The sequence below is a fragment of the Corynebacterium sp. CCUG 61414 genome (assembly GCF_024453945.1).
GTDB lineage: Bacteria > Actinomycetota > Actinomycetes > Mycobacteriales > Mycobacteriaceae > Corynebacterium > Corynebacterium pseudogenitalium.
Genome location: NZ_JAGPYU010000006.1, coordinates 56,294 through 69,483, shown reverse-complemented (window position 1 = coordinate 69,483; position 13,190 = coordinate 56,294). Strand labels below are relative to the sequence as shown.

At 59.8% G+C, this 13,190-nt stretch carries 15 protein-coding genes; 3 read left to right on the top strand and 12 right to left on the bottom strand.

The genetic code is table 11. From position 1 onward, the window contains the following. Positions 1–107: 107 nt before the first annotated feature. From KBX14_RS06360 to KBX14_RS06340, 6 genes are all read right to left on the bottom strand, one after another. Positions 108–812, bottom strand: a complete 705-nt coding sequence (locus KBX14_RS06360; protein ID WP_256042116.1) for a hypothetical protein — start codon at positions 810–812, stop codon at positions 108–110. Positions 813–1,260: 448 nt separating this feature from the next. After that, entirely contained in the window at positions 1,261–1,485 is a 225-nt protein-coding gene (locus tag KBX14_RS06355) for a hypothetical protein (protein ID WP_256042115.1), read from the bottom strand. Positions 1,486–1,488: 3 nt separating this feature from the next. Further along, positions 1,489–2,079 (bottom strand): ParA family protein, encoded by a 591-nt coding sequence (locus tag KBX14_RS06350; protein ID WP_256042114.1) that lies wholly within the window; start codon positions 2,077–2,079, stop codon positions 1,489–1,491. A gap of 11 nt (positions 2,080–2,090) precedes the next feature. Further along, positions 2,091–2,348, bottom strand: a complete 258-nt coding sequence (locus tag KBX14_RS06345) for a hypothetical protein (RefSeq protein ID WP_256042113.1) — start codon at positions 2,346–2,348, stop codon at positions 2,091–2,093. Between the two features lie 9 nt (positions 2,349–2,357). Beyond that, on the bottom strand, positions 2,358–3,065 hold the full coding sequence (locus KBX14_RS11320; protein WP_370687072.1) for a tyrosine-type recombinase/integrase: 708 nt from the start codon (positions 3,063–3,065) through the stop codon (positions 2,358–2,360). Positions 3,066–3,729: 664 nt separating this feature from the next. Continuing rightward, positions 3,730–4,134, bottom strand: coding sequence for a MerR family transcriptional regulator (locus tag KBX14_RS06340; protein ID WP_256042112.1), 405 nt, complete (start codon positions 4,132–4,134; stop codon positions 3,730–3,732). Positions 4,135–4,303: 169 nt separating this feature from the next. Here KBX14_RS06340 and KBX14_RS06335 point away from each other — a divergent pair, with 169 nt between their 5' ends. Then, the gene (locus tag KBX14_RS06335; RefSeq protein WP_034664651.1) at positions 4,304–5,863 is read left to right on the top strand and encodes a SulP family inorganic anion transporter; all 1,560 of its coding nucleotides are present in this window, start codon (positions 4,304–4,306) and stop codon (positions 5,861–5,863) included. A 169-nt stretch (positions 5,864–6,032) separates the two neighbouring features. Here KBX14_RS06335 and KBX14_RS06330 read toward each other — a convergent pair whose 3' ends face one another. The 4 genes from KBX14_RS06330 to KBX14_RS06315 all read right to left on the bottom strand — a co-directional run bounded on the left by KBX14_RS06330 (position 6,033) and on the right by KBX14_RS06315 (position 10,103). After that, positions 6,033–7,058: a hypothetical protein gene (locus KBX14_RS06330; RefSeq protein ID WP_256042111.1), complete on the bottom strand. Its 1,026-nt coding sequence runs from the start codon at positions 7,056–7,058 to the stop codon at positions 6,033–6,035. A gap of 209 nt (positions 7,059–7,267) precedes the next feature. Next, a complete protein-coding gene (locus tag KBX14_RS06325; RefSeq protein ID WP_256042110.1) occupies positions 7,268–8,026 on the bottom strand; it encodes a relaxase/mobilization nuclease domain-containing protein in 759 nt (252 codons plus the stop codon). Between the two features lie 560 nt (positions 8,027–8,586). Then, positions 8,587–9,543, bottom strand: coding sequence for a cytochrome c biogenesis CcdA family protein (locus KBX14_RS06320; protein WP_071572892.1), 957 nt, complete (start codon positions 9,541–9,543; stop codon positions 8,587–8,589). Further along, complete coding sequence (locus tag KBX14_RS06315) at positions 9,540–10,103, bottom strand: mercury transporter (protein ID WP_070762601.1); 564 nt, start codon at positions 10,101–10,103, stop codon at positions 9,540–9,542. Before KBX14_RS06315 ends, KBX14_RS06320 begins: the two co-directional genes overlap by 4 nt. A gap of 8 nt (positions 10,104–10,111) precedes the next feature. Between KBX14_RS06315 and KBX14_RS06310 the strand changes: the two genes are divergently transcribed. Continuing rightward, a complete protein-coding gene (locus KBX14_RS06310) occupies positions 10,112–10,273 on the top strand; it encodes a hypothetical protein (RefSeq protein WP_256042109.1) in 162 nt (53 codons plus the stop codon). Positions 10,274–10,483: 210 nt separating this feature from the next. On the opposite strand, the gene merB is transcribed toward KBX14_RS06310, so the two are convergent. Next, positions 10,484–11,137, bottom strand: a complete 654-nt coding sequence (gene merB, locus KBX14_RS06305; protein WP_070362923.1) for an organomercurial lyase MerB — start codon at positions 11,135–11,137, stop codon at positions 10,484–10,486. A gap of 34 nt (positions 11,138–11,171) precedes the next feature. After that, positions 11,172–12,596 carry a mercury(II) reductase gene (merA, locus tag KBX14_RS06300; protein ID WP_256042108.1) on the bottom strand — a complete coding sequence of 475 codons (1,425 nt, stop codon included), beginning with the start codon at positions 12,594–12,596 and terminating at the stop codon, positions 11,172–11,174. A gap of 108 nt (positions 12,597–12,704) precedes the next feature. Here merA and KBX14_RS06295 point away from each other — a divergent pair, with 108 nt between their 5' ends. Continuing rightward, positions 12,705–13,094: a heavy metal-responsive transcriptional regulator gene (locus KBX14_RS06295; protein WP_004601215.1), complete on the top strand. Its 390-nt coding sequence runs from the start codon at positions 12,705–12,707 to the stop codon at positions 13,092–13,094. Positions 13,095–13,190: the final 96 nt, after the last annotated feature.

Genomic DNA, 13,190 nt, shown 5'->3' with positions numbered 1-13,190 from the left:
CCGTTCCAAGCTTGACCGGTCAAACTGGACCGGTGTGCCAGAACGAGTTGTGGTATCGATAACCCCGCTTAACTGTCCCAGTCCACCGCCCAGGGATCCTCTTCTTCCTACTGCTCGATCAGCGCGTTGATCGGCTCTGTCAGATGTTGGTCGATCACCGTCCAGGCGGCTTCGTTCTGGTCCTGCAGGAAGATTCGTTTCATCTCCTCGCTGCTGTCCGGAAGGCTCTGGATGTCCTTTGCCCATCCCGCTAAACGTTGTGCTCTCCGAGTTCGCGACAACAGATCGACCTGTTGGTTCAGCTGCCGCCACAGTTCCTCGACTGGCTGCGGACTGTGGTCCTTGCCCAACGTTTTCAGTGCTTCCTCCACGGTAGTTTTCATCACTGCGTCGTTCAGTTCTGCTGGTGTGATCGCTGGTTTGTGGTAGCGCATCATTCCCACCAACCTCGTCGCGTCCCCTCCCGTCGCTTCCAAGGCTTTGATCACGAGCTGTCCCACTTGGTACTGAAGATGCTGAAACATCACCCGGTAGTACGCCTGATCCTTCTCCTCCTGAATGCCCGGCGTCTCGCGCAATCGGTTGAATACCCCGCGATCCATCTCGGCGTGCTCGCTGTGAAGCTGTTTCAGAATCTTGTACGCGGTCGGCTCGTTCGCGTTCTCCGGATCGGTTATCTTCAGATACTCCACGATGAGGAAGATCGAGTCGCTGTCGCGATCGGTCATGGGAAGATCCCAGTCCACTCCTCTCAGGATGTCCGGCACTAGTCGCTTCGGGTAACCGTGAAATTGAATCTGCGGTGTGGTCATTATTGTCTCCTTTTTCTTGTGGTGTGGTGGTCAGTTGTTCATCGAGATAGCTGAACAACTCAAGTTGATTGTCGTCCACTCGAGTCTTGCGACGTGCCATACATGCTCCCGGGTCGGTACTTAGATTTTCTTTAGCTTAACCAAATGCTCCAGTATCGAAAGACCCGTTTGCGCAGGCTGTACGGCATGCCAGCACGCCAGCATGACGGCATGCTGGCATGCCGTCACGGCGTCAAGCTGGCTGTCTGGCGTGTCGTACCGTTTCCATGAAGCTGCCGCGCACATAGTAGGGACGGTCCTTTTAGTGCGTGCATGTTTTACTCCTTTCTGCTTTCGGTAATGCTAAGCCGTCATGCCGTCACGCCGTCACGCCGTCATGCTGGCATTACGGCATGCCAGCACTATGTGTTTGAGTCAGCGCTGGTCAGAGTGTTTCCCAGCGCATGACCTATCGCAAGTAGTTGCGATTTTTCTCTATGTAGTCATTGATTGCTTCGGTGAGAATTTCCGTCATCGAGACTCCTTTGTTGAAACTGATCCGGCGGAAGTCTTCTCTGGCTTGCTCGTCGATGCGAATCGTTAACTTCTTCTCGCGGTCGGCTGGCTTGATTTCGGTTTCAGCGGCAGTGGTTGGTTTCACGTCGCGCTTAGGGCGTCTGTGCATATCAGCCATGGGCTATCCCTCCTGTTCACTCATGAGCGTGGCTGCAACAGCGTCGTAGCCGAAGAGGTCTTGTTTTGGCCTGACACCAAAGTAGTTTTTGATTGCTTCGCGCTGCGGGATGTTGCCAGGGAAGACTCCGACGTGCTCCTCATTGAGTACAGCCCGGAGGTCCTCGGTAGCTTTCGCGCTAAGGATCACCGAAGTAAGCAGCACCGTTGCTTTTGCCCCGTCGGCGAGGTCGAGGGTTTCCCACATGCGATCGACTTCGATCGCAGATGGGCGCACCGGGATAATGACGTGGTCTGCTGCGTCGATTGCTGCGTCGATGATTTGCGGGTTTCCCGGCGGGCAGTCGATGATGACCACGTCGGTGGTGGGCATGCTCCGCGCAATTGTGCGTGCGTTGCCCACCGTGACCTGAAACTCGAGATCGTTGCCGTCGTCGGAGGCGCGTTGGGCCCACTCGGTAGCGGAGCCTTGGGGGTCGGTGTCGATGACGGTGACGGTGTGGCCTCTGCGAACTAGGGCAGTTGCAAGCAGGATTGCGCTCGTGGTTTTTCCGGTTCCGCCTTTAAGGCTGGCGATAGTGAGTACTTGCGTCATGGGAATTCTCCTTAGTTGTTCTGGTTACCTGTTGAGGCATTGCGTACGTCTGAGATTGCGCCGGTTAGCGCTTTTTCAAGGTCGTATCCGAGGATTGAGCGGGCGTTGCTTGCAACCTCTTGCCAGCTGATGCCAAGAACAGACATGTGGTAGGCACATTCGGTTGCGATGTCCTCAACGAGATTGATGTATTCAGCGCGGTCGGCGACTTCGATGTAGCGCGCTTCCTGGAGGGCCAGGACCGCTTTCGCGAGGTGACTGTTACGCATTGGGTTCTCCTAAAAGGTTGTTGATGTAATGACGGTTTGTAGATCAAGCGCAGTTTGGGTGTATCGCTGCGTCGTGGTGATTGAGGCGTGTCCGAGAGCTTTTTGAACTGAGAGAAGATCGTGTCCACCCCGGTTGTAAGCAACCGTTGCAAACCAGTGCCTCAAGGTGTGCAGAGTCCATTGATCCGGAAGCACTCGACTGGCGAGCTTTCCAACCCAACGGGGCGAAAGATGCCCACTATCGTTGCCTGGAAACACCCAGCCCAAATCAGGCTGTTGTCGCATGATCTCACTATGAAGTTTTGGCGGGATTGGTAGCAAGCGTTGAGTTCCGCCTTTCCCATGAACTGTCAGGCTTGCCCATCCGTCTCCCACTTGTTCGATATCGCGAGTATGCAGCTGCGCTATTTCTGATGCTCGGAGCCCTAATTGGGCCGCAAGTTTCAGAATGAGCTGTGTTCTCGGAGGAGCGCACGCTATGGCGGTCGCGATTGCTTCTTCCGGTGCTGGGCGTGGAGGGGGAACAGGACGCCTAACCGCCGTGAGCCCTCGAGCTGGGCTCGACTGTCCCGTCTTGCCAGCCAGCCACCGGAAGAAAACGCGAGCGCTGGCATGGTTCGCATTGCGTGTTTCCGGTTTCCAGTCTTGTGTGCCGCTCCACGAAACAAGATGCGTTTCCGTAACTGCTTCGGGCGGGACGTCAAGATAGCGAGCCATGGTCCGCAGGTGGCGAAGCCGAGTGTCGATAGTTCGTTCTCTGCGCCCCAGAGCGCGAAGGTAGATTTCGAATTCTCGCAATACTTCGTCCCATCCTTTAGGGACATGGGCGAGTGTTTCTCGTTCTGATATGAGCATGTATAAGGGTCTACCTGCCCTTTCGTGCTCCATAGCGTCATTGCCAGCTCGCCAGCAAGCCGTCGCGCCAGCATGACGGCATGACGGCATGACGGCATGCTGCCAAAGCAAAAGCGGCGAACATTCCACCAGAGAAATAGGGGAGAGGACAAAGACCCAGAGGTCGTAGGTTCGAATCCTGCCCCCGCTACCAACTTCCAAGCCCCTACCAGGAGAAACACTGGTAGGGGCTTTAGTTATTTCTCTTAAGGCGCACGTCCTGGGACTCAAATCGGGACTTTAGCGATGGCATTTTGTCACTTAAGCCGGTTTGGAAGTGATGGGGTTAAGTGACAATTTTCGATTTTGTGACCTTGGATGACTGTGTCGTTTTGAGGAGTCGTCTGCACGGATTTCAGAAGTCCTCTGTACTATCGCCATCCACTCCGGAGAGGCCGCGGACGTTCGTCCACTTCATCTGGAACGCGATTCGACAGAGCGCATTCAATACGATGGTCTTTTTCTCCCTGCGAAGGATGGGGGCAGTTTAGGGTGCCAGGGTGTTGACCAGATCGAGGAATTCCTCAGCGTAGGCAATTTGCTTGCGTAGCTTTTCGTAGCGGGTGCGCGTCTCCTCACGAATGTCGGCAAGGGTGGCCTTGGCATTACTCCGTGCCTGCTGTGCGGTATCACTTTCCTGCCCGCCATCTGAACTATGAAGAATCTCCGCAGCTTCCAGGAACTCCCGCATCTGATCCAGAGTAAACCCCAGCGGTTTCATCCGTCGCACCAACAAAACACGACGTACATCAGCCTCACTATAAAGCCTGAACCCACCAGGGCTACGCCCCGATGGGGTAATCAGGCCGACGTTGTCATAATAACGCAAGGTGGGAATCGACAACCCCGTCCGGTCAACGACCTCGCCGATCTTGAAATTACTGTTTTGCATTGCCTGTTCTCCTTCACGGTGATGTTGCCCACGGGTTCCTGTGCCTGGGTTGGCGGTTGAGTAAAACTCCCGCTACCATGACCACCATCACCAAACCTAAAGTTACTAGAGGGTTGGATTCCTTTCGGGCGTTCGCCCAGTTACCTATCCCCTCAAAGATTGGACATCTATGACTGAAACTAGCACGGCGGCCCCCCGCCCCCTCCTGAGTCCAGACGGCGCTGATGCCCCTACCGGGATCATCGCATCCTTCCGTTACGCATTTTCTTCCCCCGCCCGTATCCGTATAGAGATTCTGGCCGGACTGGCGGTATCCCTGGCGCTGATCCCTGAGGCCATTGCCTTTTCCATCCTTGCCGGTGTTGACCCAGCCATGGGTCTGTTTTCCTCGGTAGTCATGGCCATTGCGATCGCCTTTACCGGTGGCCGCCCGGCAATGATCACCGGCGCCACCGGGGCTATTGCCCTAGTCATTGCTCCTGTGGCGCGTGGTTACGGGATGGATTATTTCATCGCCACCGTCCTGTTGGGCGGTGTCCTACAAATCGTGCTCGGCGCCCTCGGTGTGGCGAAACTTCAGCGTTTTATCCCCCGATCGGTGATGCTGGGTTTCGTCAATGCACTGGGCATTATGATTTTCACCGCCCAACTCGAACACCTCATTGATGTGCCTTGGATAGTCTACCCACTCGTCGGCTTGGGTGTGGTGATCATGATTTTCTTCCCCAAGCTCACCAGTGTGATCCCCGCCCCGCTGGTCACGATTATCGTGCTCACCGGTTTGGTCATTGCCGCCGGTTTGACTGTCCCGACGGTCTCGGACATGGGCAAGATGCCGGAGACCTTACCGTCCCTGTTTATTCCGAACGTGCCGTGGACGTTGGAGACCCTGCAGATCATCGCGCCTTATGCCCTGGCCATGGCCGTGGTCGGTCTCATGGAATCGTTGATGACCGCCAAGCTCGTCGATGACATCACCGACACTCATTCCGATAAAACTCGTGAATCCTGGGGACAGGGGGTGGCTAATATTGCCTCCGGTTTCTTCGGCGGCATGGGTGGCTGCGCGATGATCGGTCAAACCATGATCAACGTCCGCGAATCCGGGGCACGTACCCGCCTATCCACCCTGTTAGCCGGTGTGTTCCTGCTGGTCCTGGTCCTGGCACTGGGCGACATCGTTGGCATGATCCCGATGGCTGCGCTGGTGGCAATCATGATCATGGTCTCGGTCGGCACCATCGACTGGCACTCGGTGCATCCACGCACCCTTAAACTCATGCCGGTCTCTGAGACCATTGTTATGGCCGTGACGATTATTGCCACCCTAGCCACCAGCAACCTGGCCATTGGTGTGGTGTTGGGTGTGGTCACCGCGATGATCATGTTCGCCCGTCGGATGGCACATATCGCTTCCATTGAAAAGGTCTCCGAGATCGACGGCGACGGCGATGGCGAGATTGATACTCGTACCTACCGGGTGCATGGCCAGTTGTTTTGGGCATCAAGCAATGACCTGGTTTATCGCTTTGATTACACCGATTCTGCCCGTCATATCACTATTGATCTCACTGAGGCGGAGATCTGGGATGCCTCCACGGTCGCGACCTTTGACGCGATTACGCAGAAGTTCCAGGACAGAGGCAAAACCGTGTCCATTATCGGGCTCGACGGTCCCAGTCAGGACCGGCTGAACCGCCTGTCTGGCCGGCTTGGCACCGGCCACTAACATCCCCCGACTCGAGCACATCGACTTGGCGCCCCAACTTATAACCGGGGCGCCAGTTTATTGGTGCTGTTGCAAAGTTGGGGCATAGGAAGAGCATAAAAGAAGCGTAGCGGTTAACCGCTACGCTGTGTTGTGGGGATTTTTACTTTTTACGGTGCACGTGTTCTAGTTAGTGGTTCGTTTCTTTCCTCGGGTGATTGCGACGGTATTCCTCGACTAAGTGAGCAATACCCGGCGCAGCCTGGGACAACATCCAGGTCATAAGCGCTATAAGAACCCCTATGACGATAAGTGTTAACGCCAACCAGCCCAGTGTTGGGCCGATGCCGTTGGCCTCCTGGACGTGACCCCACAAGGCAGACACGCCGTCGGGTATGCCGAGCATACTTAGCAGCCCGTTCCCCAAGGCTCCGACAGCAACGAGTGCGATAGCAACGAAGAGAACACTGGCTGCAATCCACGAGGCAGACATGCAGGCCTTAATAAAGTTCGTGTTCGAATTTTCCATGTCGTCGTTGTACTTTTTGCGCTCTGCACGTATCTTCTCCAGCAGCTTTTCGTTGGACTCCTTCTCCTGGAGCAGGGCGCTGCGAGCCTTCTTAGATGCTTCTGCTGCCTTGTGCAGGCTTTCGGACTCTTTCGACATTGCCTCAGATACAGCTACTTCTACCAGCGGTTCCAGGCTAGAAGTCAGGCTCGAAGTCATCTGAGCGTTCAGGCTCTGGGCTACTGCTTGGCTGGAATCCTTGTCGAGATGGATGGGGCTTTCGGCTGCTTTGAGTACCAGCTGTTGCATCCTTGTCAGACGCGACATCTGCTCGCTTATCTCGATTAGGTACCCTTTTACCCCCTCCAGGCCGTTGGGCAGATCCTCGATGTTCCTTATCAGCCCGGTGATCATCTGCTGCACTTCCATCATCGTTACTTGGAAGTGACTGCTGCTCACGTAGTTCTTGTTTGCGGCGAGATTGCTTTTTACGTTCCTTAATTCGCTTTCCGCTTGCGTCAACCTCGTCGAGAAGTCGCTGGGCAGAGAACTGAGAATGTCCCCTGTATTCTCCGGCAGACTCTTCAGTTTCTCCTGCAGCGTCTTGATAGCCTTCTCCGCCTTGTCCAGGCGTGGGCTGAGAACCTTCAAGACGCTGTCCATCTTGCCTTTCGCCGCTGCTTGGGCTAGCTTCGTCATCTCGGTCACTGACACCATGATTGAATACCTCCTGGTTGTTATAGTTTTCTTCCTCCTCGTCATCGAGAAGGCTGGAGCCGTATTTCGCCTCCAGGTCGTCATCGGTTGAATTGGCTTGAAGTGCTGCAAGCTGCCGCGCAAGAAGGGCTGATTGGGCCTCGTTAACGCGTTCGGTCACACCCTCTAGCGAGTAGCTGCGGCCCAATTTTGAGCCAGCTTTAGCTGCTTTTACGCTTTCGAGTACGTCCGGCCTTCGTGGTGTTCGTGAAGTAGGCATCCTCGCCGTCGTCGTCGACCAGGGCCACGGTTAGCGACTCACCCTCGGTTTTTGAGTTGGGCTGCACTTTTAGAGACAGGTTGTATTTGCCAGCAATCTCTACTGCCTTCGCCAGTGGGTCGTCAGCATCTGCCACCTGTTTATCCGCGCACAGCTCATCCATGCGCTTGCGGGCAAAATCAGCCCACGTGGCTGCGGTCAGCTCATCCACGCCCAGGCCCGTCGAGTCTGTGGACTTGCCCTCCTTGCGTGCCCTGCGCTCAGCAGGAAGCAGCGATATTTCCGGCTCTCGCTCCAGGACACGCATCCCCAAATCGCGCATCAGCTCGTCGTTGATATTGCGCAGCTTGTACCAGTTGCGCATATCCCGAGGTGCAGCCTTCTTTGTCTGCGTATCGTGGTTGGCAAAGACGATATGGTTGTGGACACAGCCGCTTTTACTGTCGGTGTGCGTAGCCACGGTAAACGGAACTCCCGTGCCCTGCGTCAGCCGCATCGCCAGCTCTGAGCCAGCCGCATTAGCCCGAGCTACATCGGCCGGGTTATCCTTATCCAGCTCGTCTTTAGCCCACGATTGGATATAAATAATTGCTTCGTCAGTGCGCTTGACGTCGACGTGAACGCGCGCAACTACACGGATTGGACTGATGTCGACGCTATGCGGGGAGCCTTGAATCTCGGTGAAGAAAGTGGGACTCAAAACGGGACTTAAGAGTCGGTAATCCGCGGTAAGGCGCAGTAAGGCCCAGTATGCTTATACCTCTCTAATCAGCAGGTAAAAGGGTAATAACTGCAGGTGGCTCGAACTTGAGGGTGAGAACCCAGAGGTCGTAGGTTCGAATCCTGCCCCCGCTACTAAGATGAGACCCCTACCAGTGCAGATGCTGGTAGGGGTCTTCTTCATTTTGTGATCGGATCGCCATTTGGTGCACTAGCTGGTGCACTGGGGGGCAAAATCCTGCACCAAACGGAACTGCGACGCTCCAACGACGCGGCGCAGGTTTTCGGTGCATTGCTTACTGATTGCGAGGACGGCGGCAACGAAGGAACGCCACGGGAGCCGGCAGTTCGGGGGTCTGCCTATTTATCTCGTAATGGGGCGGCACAGAGGGCTCCTGACGGATTGCCCGAAGTCCTCTGCACGAATTGACTTCCGGCCTGATGCCGCTGTACCAACCTGTCCTGATAGACGGGCGCCTCGTTTGCCAGAAGATGGGCAAGGTTCCCTCTCCCCCTTGCTTTTTGGGAGTCCTCGGCCAGCTACGGGATCGTGCCTGGCCGGTCCTCGGTCGAGTTGTTGTCCGGAGTTGGTGTGCAGCAGTCGGGTTCCCCGCTTTGCCCGGGGCCCTCGCCTGTGGGCGGCGTTCCCTGTCTGATGCGCAGTCTCCTGCGCCGGTTGAGGGCGGCCAATGCCGATGCGAGCACCACGGCTGCGGCGAGGGCTGCGATCAGGGTGCTGTTGTCGCTGATCCAGGCGCTGGCGGCGGCTGACCATACGGCGAGGCTGTTGGCCTGCGCGGTTCCGCCGGTGGCGGCGGGATACCAATACCAGCTGAGGTAGGCGCCGGTTATGGTGAGGATGAAGGCGGCGATGCGGTTGCTGTGCTTGGCCAGGCCGGTGATTCTTCGCCCGAGGGCGGCCCCGGCGATGGCCGTGCCTGCCGAAACGAGCATCAGGACAGTGGCCGAGCCTGCGGCGTAGGCGGCGAAGACCGCGAGCAGCCCGGCGTAGCTGGCGACGGCCTGGGCTTGGGCGATCACGGCCAGGAGCACCCCGAGGGTGCAGCCGAGGGATGCTGCGGCGTATCCGACCCCGAAGGCCACCATGCGCCCGGTTTTGTGACCTGCCCCTGCGGCTTCTTGTGTGCGGGGTTTCGTGGCCCAGGCCGGCAGACGGAGCCGTGGTGTGAGTCCGGTGAGCATGGCCAGGCCCAGCAGGAGAAGGATCACCCCGGTGGCCATTCCCAGCCAGGGCGCTGCGCTGATCAGGGTCCTGGCGCCCGCGCTGACGATCAGCCCGAAGGCTGCCAGGGTCCCGGCGAAGCCGAAGCTGAGCGCGAGCCCGGCCCGGAGCCCGTGGGCCAGACGCAGCGCGAGCGGGCGCGTCCGGGCGTCCCCGATGGTCTGGGCTATCCAGGCGGGCAGGAGGGCGAAACCGCAGGGATTGACCGGGGCAATCATTCCAGCGGCGAAGGCCAGGGCAAGCAGGGCTGTCATTGGGCGCCGGCCTTGGTGAGTTCTTCTTGGATCTTTTCCGCAGACGGGTCGGTGGCCCGGAAGGTAACGTCACCCTTCGCGTCGACCACCACCAGGGTGCTTATGGAGGTGACCTTGTACCGGGTGGTCAGTGTGGCCCCGGTGTCGATGACGGCAGGGAGCTCAGGGGCCTTGATGTAATCGCGGAATCCGTTGATGGTCTCCTTCGGTTCTCGGGGGTCCACGTCCACCAGGAGGTAGTCGGCCGAGCTTCCCAGGGCCGTGGAGGCCTTGTTCAGGGAATCGGCCCCTTCCACACACTCACCGCATCCGACAGAGAAGAAGAACAGTGCTGCGGGCTTACCGTCCGGGATGGTCCGGGTAGTGCCGTCAATGTCGGAGACCGTAACAGCAACGGCACCGGCCGCGTCGGGCGACGAACCGCCTGGCGCGGCCGACGGGCCGCTCGGTGAGCTGGCGCAGGCGGTTGTCAGTGCCATGACCGCTGTCAGAAACAGGGCGGAGGCGAGGTGCCTGGGCCGGGGAACGGACAGAGAACGGCGGGATCTCGGGTATGTCATGGTGTCTAGTGGTTCCTTCCAGAAATGGGTATGGGGACTCAGGCGGTGCCGTGGTCGGTGCGGTGGTGCTCGGGGGGTGCGGGAGGGCAGCAGTCGTCGGTCCTGCGGCGTTTTCGCTGCCTGGTGACGGCGATGATCCCGGCCAGGAGCACCGTGGCGGCCGCGAGTAACACGAGGGGATTTGAGAAGAATCCGGCGATCGCGCCGAGGGCTCCGGCGGCGATGAGGATGGGTCCTGCGCAGCACAGGATCATGGCCGCTGCTATGCCGATTCCTGCGGCCAGTGTGTGGTATCGCCCGGGGCGACCGGTCTGCCGGACGGGTTGATGGCCGGTGTCTGGCTGTTCTGGGTGCTGGGTCATGTCATGTCCTTTTAAAGCTCAGCAGCAGGAGTCCTGCGCCGCGGGGGCCCGCGTGGCGGCCGCGGCGAGGAGGGCGGCGGCCATGGCGGCACCGGCCCGGTGTGCCGCCTCGATGTCCAGGACTTCGCCGTCGGGATGGGAATCCAACCACGGCTGGGCGTCCTCGCGGGAGGCGAAGTAGTGGACCTGGTTGCAGAACGATGACCGCACCGGCCCCGTGCCCGGGTGGCTGATGATGGACACGACGGCGGTGGCCGGCTGTACGGAGGTCACCGTGCCGTCCGCGCCCGTCATCACCCGGATGAGGGTCCCGCTACCCGGGGAGGTCGACTCAATGGTTGCGGCCTTCCCGATCAGGGCCGGGAAGAAGAGAGTGTCCAGGGCGCACCAGGTGTAGAGCTGTTCCCCGGCCAGGGTGAAGCGATGCGGGGTGGGCCGCATCGTCAGGGCCAGGCCGATGATGCGGCCCTCGTCGTCGTACTCGGTGTCCGGGACGGCGGCCAGTCCCTGCCGGACCGTGTCTTCGCTCCGGCCACTGGCGGTGGCCAGTTCGGCGACCGTGACGGGCTCGCCCTCGGCCAGGAGCCGCAGCAGCGGCACGAACAATTCCGGGTCTATTCCGGAGCGCGCGGGGGACAACAGATAGGTGAGGGCCTGGTCGGTGGCGGTCATGGCATTCCTTTGCTTCGGTAGTGGGGGCTGCAGCTCAGGCGCAGCAGGAGAGCTTGGAGACGTCGGTGTTGAAGGCCTTGGCGGCGATCCTGATGCCCTCGGCCATCGTCAGGTAGGGGCTCCAGGCGGCGGCGACCTGCGCGGTGGTCATGCCCGCTTCGAGGATGTAGACGCCGGCGGCGGCGATTTCCCCGGCGTCCTTGGCCACCGCAGAGAGGCCCAGGATCCGTCCGGTGTCGCGGTCCGCGACAACCTTGATGAAGCCGCGGATGTCGCGGTTGACCACGGCTCGCGGCACGTACTCCAGGGGGAGGACCCGGCACTCGCAGCTGATCCCGGCGGCGACAGCTTCCTTTTCCGTCATCCCGACCGCCCCGATGGCGGGACTGGTGAAGGTGACCCGGGGCAGGTGCCGGTAGTCGACCTCGGCCAGGGCATCGGTGAACGCATTGTCCACGGCCAGGGCGCCGTGGGCCGCTGCGACGTAAACGAACTCCCGATGGCCGGTCGCGTCCCCGGCGGCCCAAACCCGCGGGTTGGACGTGGCCAGGCGGGAATCGACCACGATCTCGCCGGATGCGCCGGTCTTCACCCCGACGGCGTCAAGGTCCAGTCCCTCGGTCACCGGGCGGCGGCCCAGTGCCACGAGGATGTGGGAAGCGCGGAACACCTCCTCGCCCCCGGCCACGTTTGCCGTCACCGAGACCCCGTCCGGGCCGGAGGCCACGGAGTCGGCCATGGCCCGCCGGACCACCCGGATCCCCTCGTCGGCGAACACCCCCGCTAACGCCTTGGACGCCTCCGGTTCCTCCTGCGAGGCCAACCGGGAACGGACCAGCATGGTCACCCGGGAGCCCAGCCGGGAGAAAAGCTGTGCCATCTCCAGGGCAACATAGCCTCCGCCCAGGATCAGCATTGATTCGGGCACCTCGTCCAGTTCCATCGCCGTCGTCGAGGTCAGGTACCCGGCCTCGGCCAGTCCGGGAACGGGGGGCACGTAGGGTGCGGAGCCAGTGGCCACGAGGTAGTGCCCGGCCTCGATCGTTCTCACTGCACCATCCGGGGAGATCACCCGGAGCAGCGGTGCGTCCTGGGTTCCGGTGAACGACGCGTCCCCCGAGATCATCGTCCACCCGTAGTCCGCGGCCAGATCGACGTACTTCTCCGTGCGCATGCTTTCAACCAGCGCGGCCTTGCCCTGAATCAGGGCCGGCATGTCCACCGGGCCCGCCGAGGCCGCCACCCCAGGGAAGCGGGCCGAATCCAACGCCACATGGCGGGCCTCCGCGGCAGCCAGGAGCGCCTTCGACGGGACGCAGCCCGTGTTCACGCATGTCCCGCCCACGGTGCCGCGCTCCACCATCACGACGTGCTTGCCCAGCTCGGTGGCCCGGATCGCGGCCGCAAACGCTCCGCCGCCGGAACCAATAATCGCCAGATCGAACTTTTCGTTTGTCATTCCAGATGTCTCTTCCCTGTGGTTCAAAAGTTCCTATGGAACCATTGTGAACCTTCCAGTACAATGGAAGGTCAAGTGTGGTGGCCATTGGAAGGGGAATCGGCGAACATGAGGATCGGACAGCTTGCGGAAGCAACCGGAACCACGACCAAGACCCTGCGGTTCTACGAGGAGTCGGGGCTGCTCCCTCCGGCCGAGCGATTGGCCTCCGGCTATCGGGACTACGCCGAGGATGCCGTGGGTCGGGTCGGGTTCATCCACCGGGGCCAGGCCGCCGGGCTGACCCTCGCCCAGATCCGCCAGATCCTCGACATCCGCGACGGCGGCCAGGCGCCCTGCGAGCACGTGCGCGACCTGCTTGACGTGCGCCTCGCTGAGATCGAGCAGCAGATCGCGCAGCTCTCCGTGCTGCGCGACACTATCGCGGACCTCAGACAGGACGCCGCACACCCGGACCCTGAAACGTGCAGCACCGATCAAGTGTGTAGGTACTTGTAATCCAATTGGGCACACCTCCTGGACCGCCAAAAGGCTCTCGCAAAAAGATACCGCCAGATCTACAAAATTGAGGAAGAGCTCATCAGCAAAATCGAC

Bases quoted from the DNA above. Each gene is read 5' to 3' on its own strand.
- KBX14_RS06360 (WP_256042116.1), bottom strand. From the start codon at position 812: ATGACCACACCGCAGATTCAATTTCACGGTTACCCGAAGCGACTAGTG.
- KBX14_RS06355 (WP_256042115.1), bottom strand. From the start codon at position 1,485: ATGGCTGATATGCACAGACGCCCTAAGCGCGACGTGAAACCAACCACT.
- KBX14_RS06350 (WP_256042114.1), bottom strand. From the start codon at position 2,079: ATGACGCAAGTACTCACTATCGCCAGCCTTAAAGGCGGAACCGGAAAA.
- KBX14_RS06345 (WP_256042113.1), bottom strand. From the start codon at position 2,348: ATGCGTAACAGTCACCTCGCGAAAGCGGTCCTGGCCCTCCAGGAAGCG.
- KBX14_RS11320 (WP_370687072.1), bottom strand. From the start codon at position 3,065: ATGGCTCGCTATCTTGACGTCCCGCCCGAAGCAGTTACGGAAACGCAT.
- KBX14_RS06340 (WP_256042112.1), bottom strand. From the start codon at position 4,134: ATGCAAAACAGTAATTTCAAGATCGGCGAGGTCGTTGACCGGACGGGG.
- KBX14_RS06335 (WP_034664651.1), top strand. From the start codon at position 4,304: ATGACTGAAACTAGCACGGCGGCCCCCCGCCCCCTCCTGAGTCCAGAC.
- KBX14_RS06320 (WP_071572892.1), bottom strand. From the start codon at position 9,543: ATGACAGCCCTGCTTGCCCTGGCCTTCGCCGCTGGAATGATTGCCCCG.
- KBX14_RS06315 (WP_070762601.1), bottom strand. From the start codon at position 10,103: ATGACATACCCGAGATCCCGCCGTTCTCTGTCCGTTCCCCGGCCCAGG.
- merB (WP_070362923.1), bottom strand. From the start codon at position 11,137: ATGACCGCCACCGACCAGGCCCTCACCTATCTGTTGTCCCCCGCGCGC.
- merA (WP_256042108.1), bottom strand. From the start codon at position 12,596: ATGACAAACGAAAAGTTCGATCTGGCGATTATTGGTTCCGGCGGCGGA.
- KBX14_RS06295 (WP_004601215.1), top strand. From the start codon at position 12,705: ATGAGGATCGGACAGCTTGCGGAAGCAACCGGAACCACGACCAAGACC.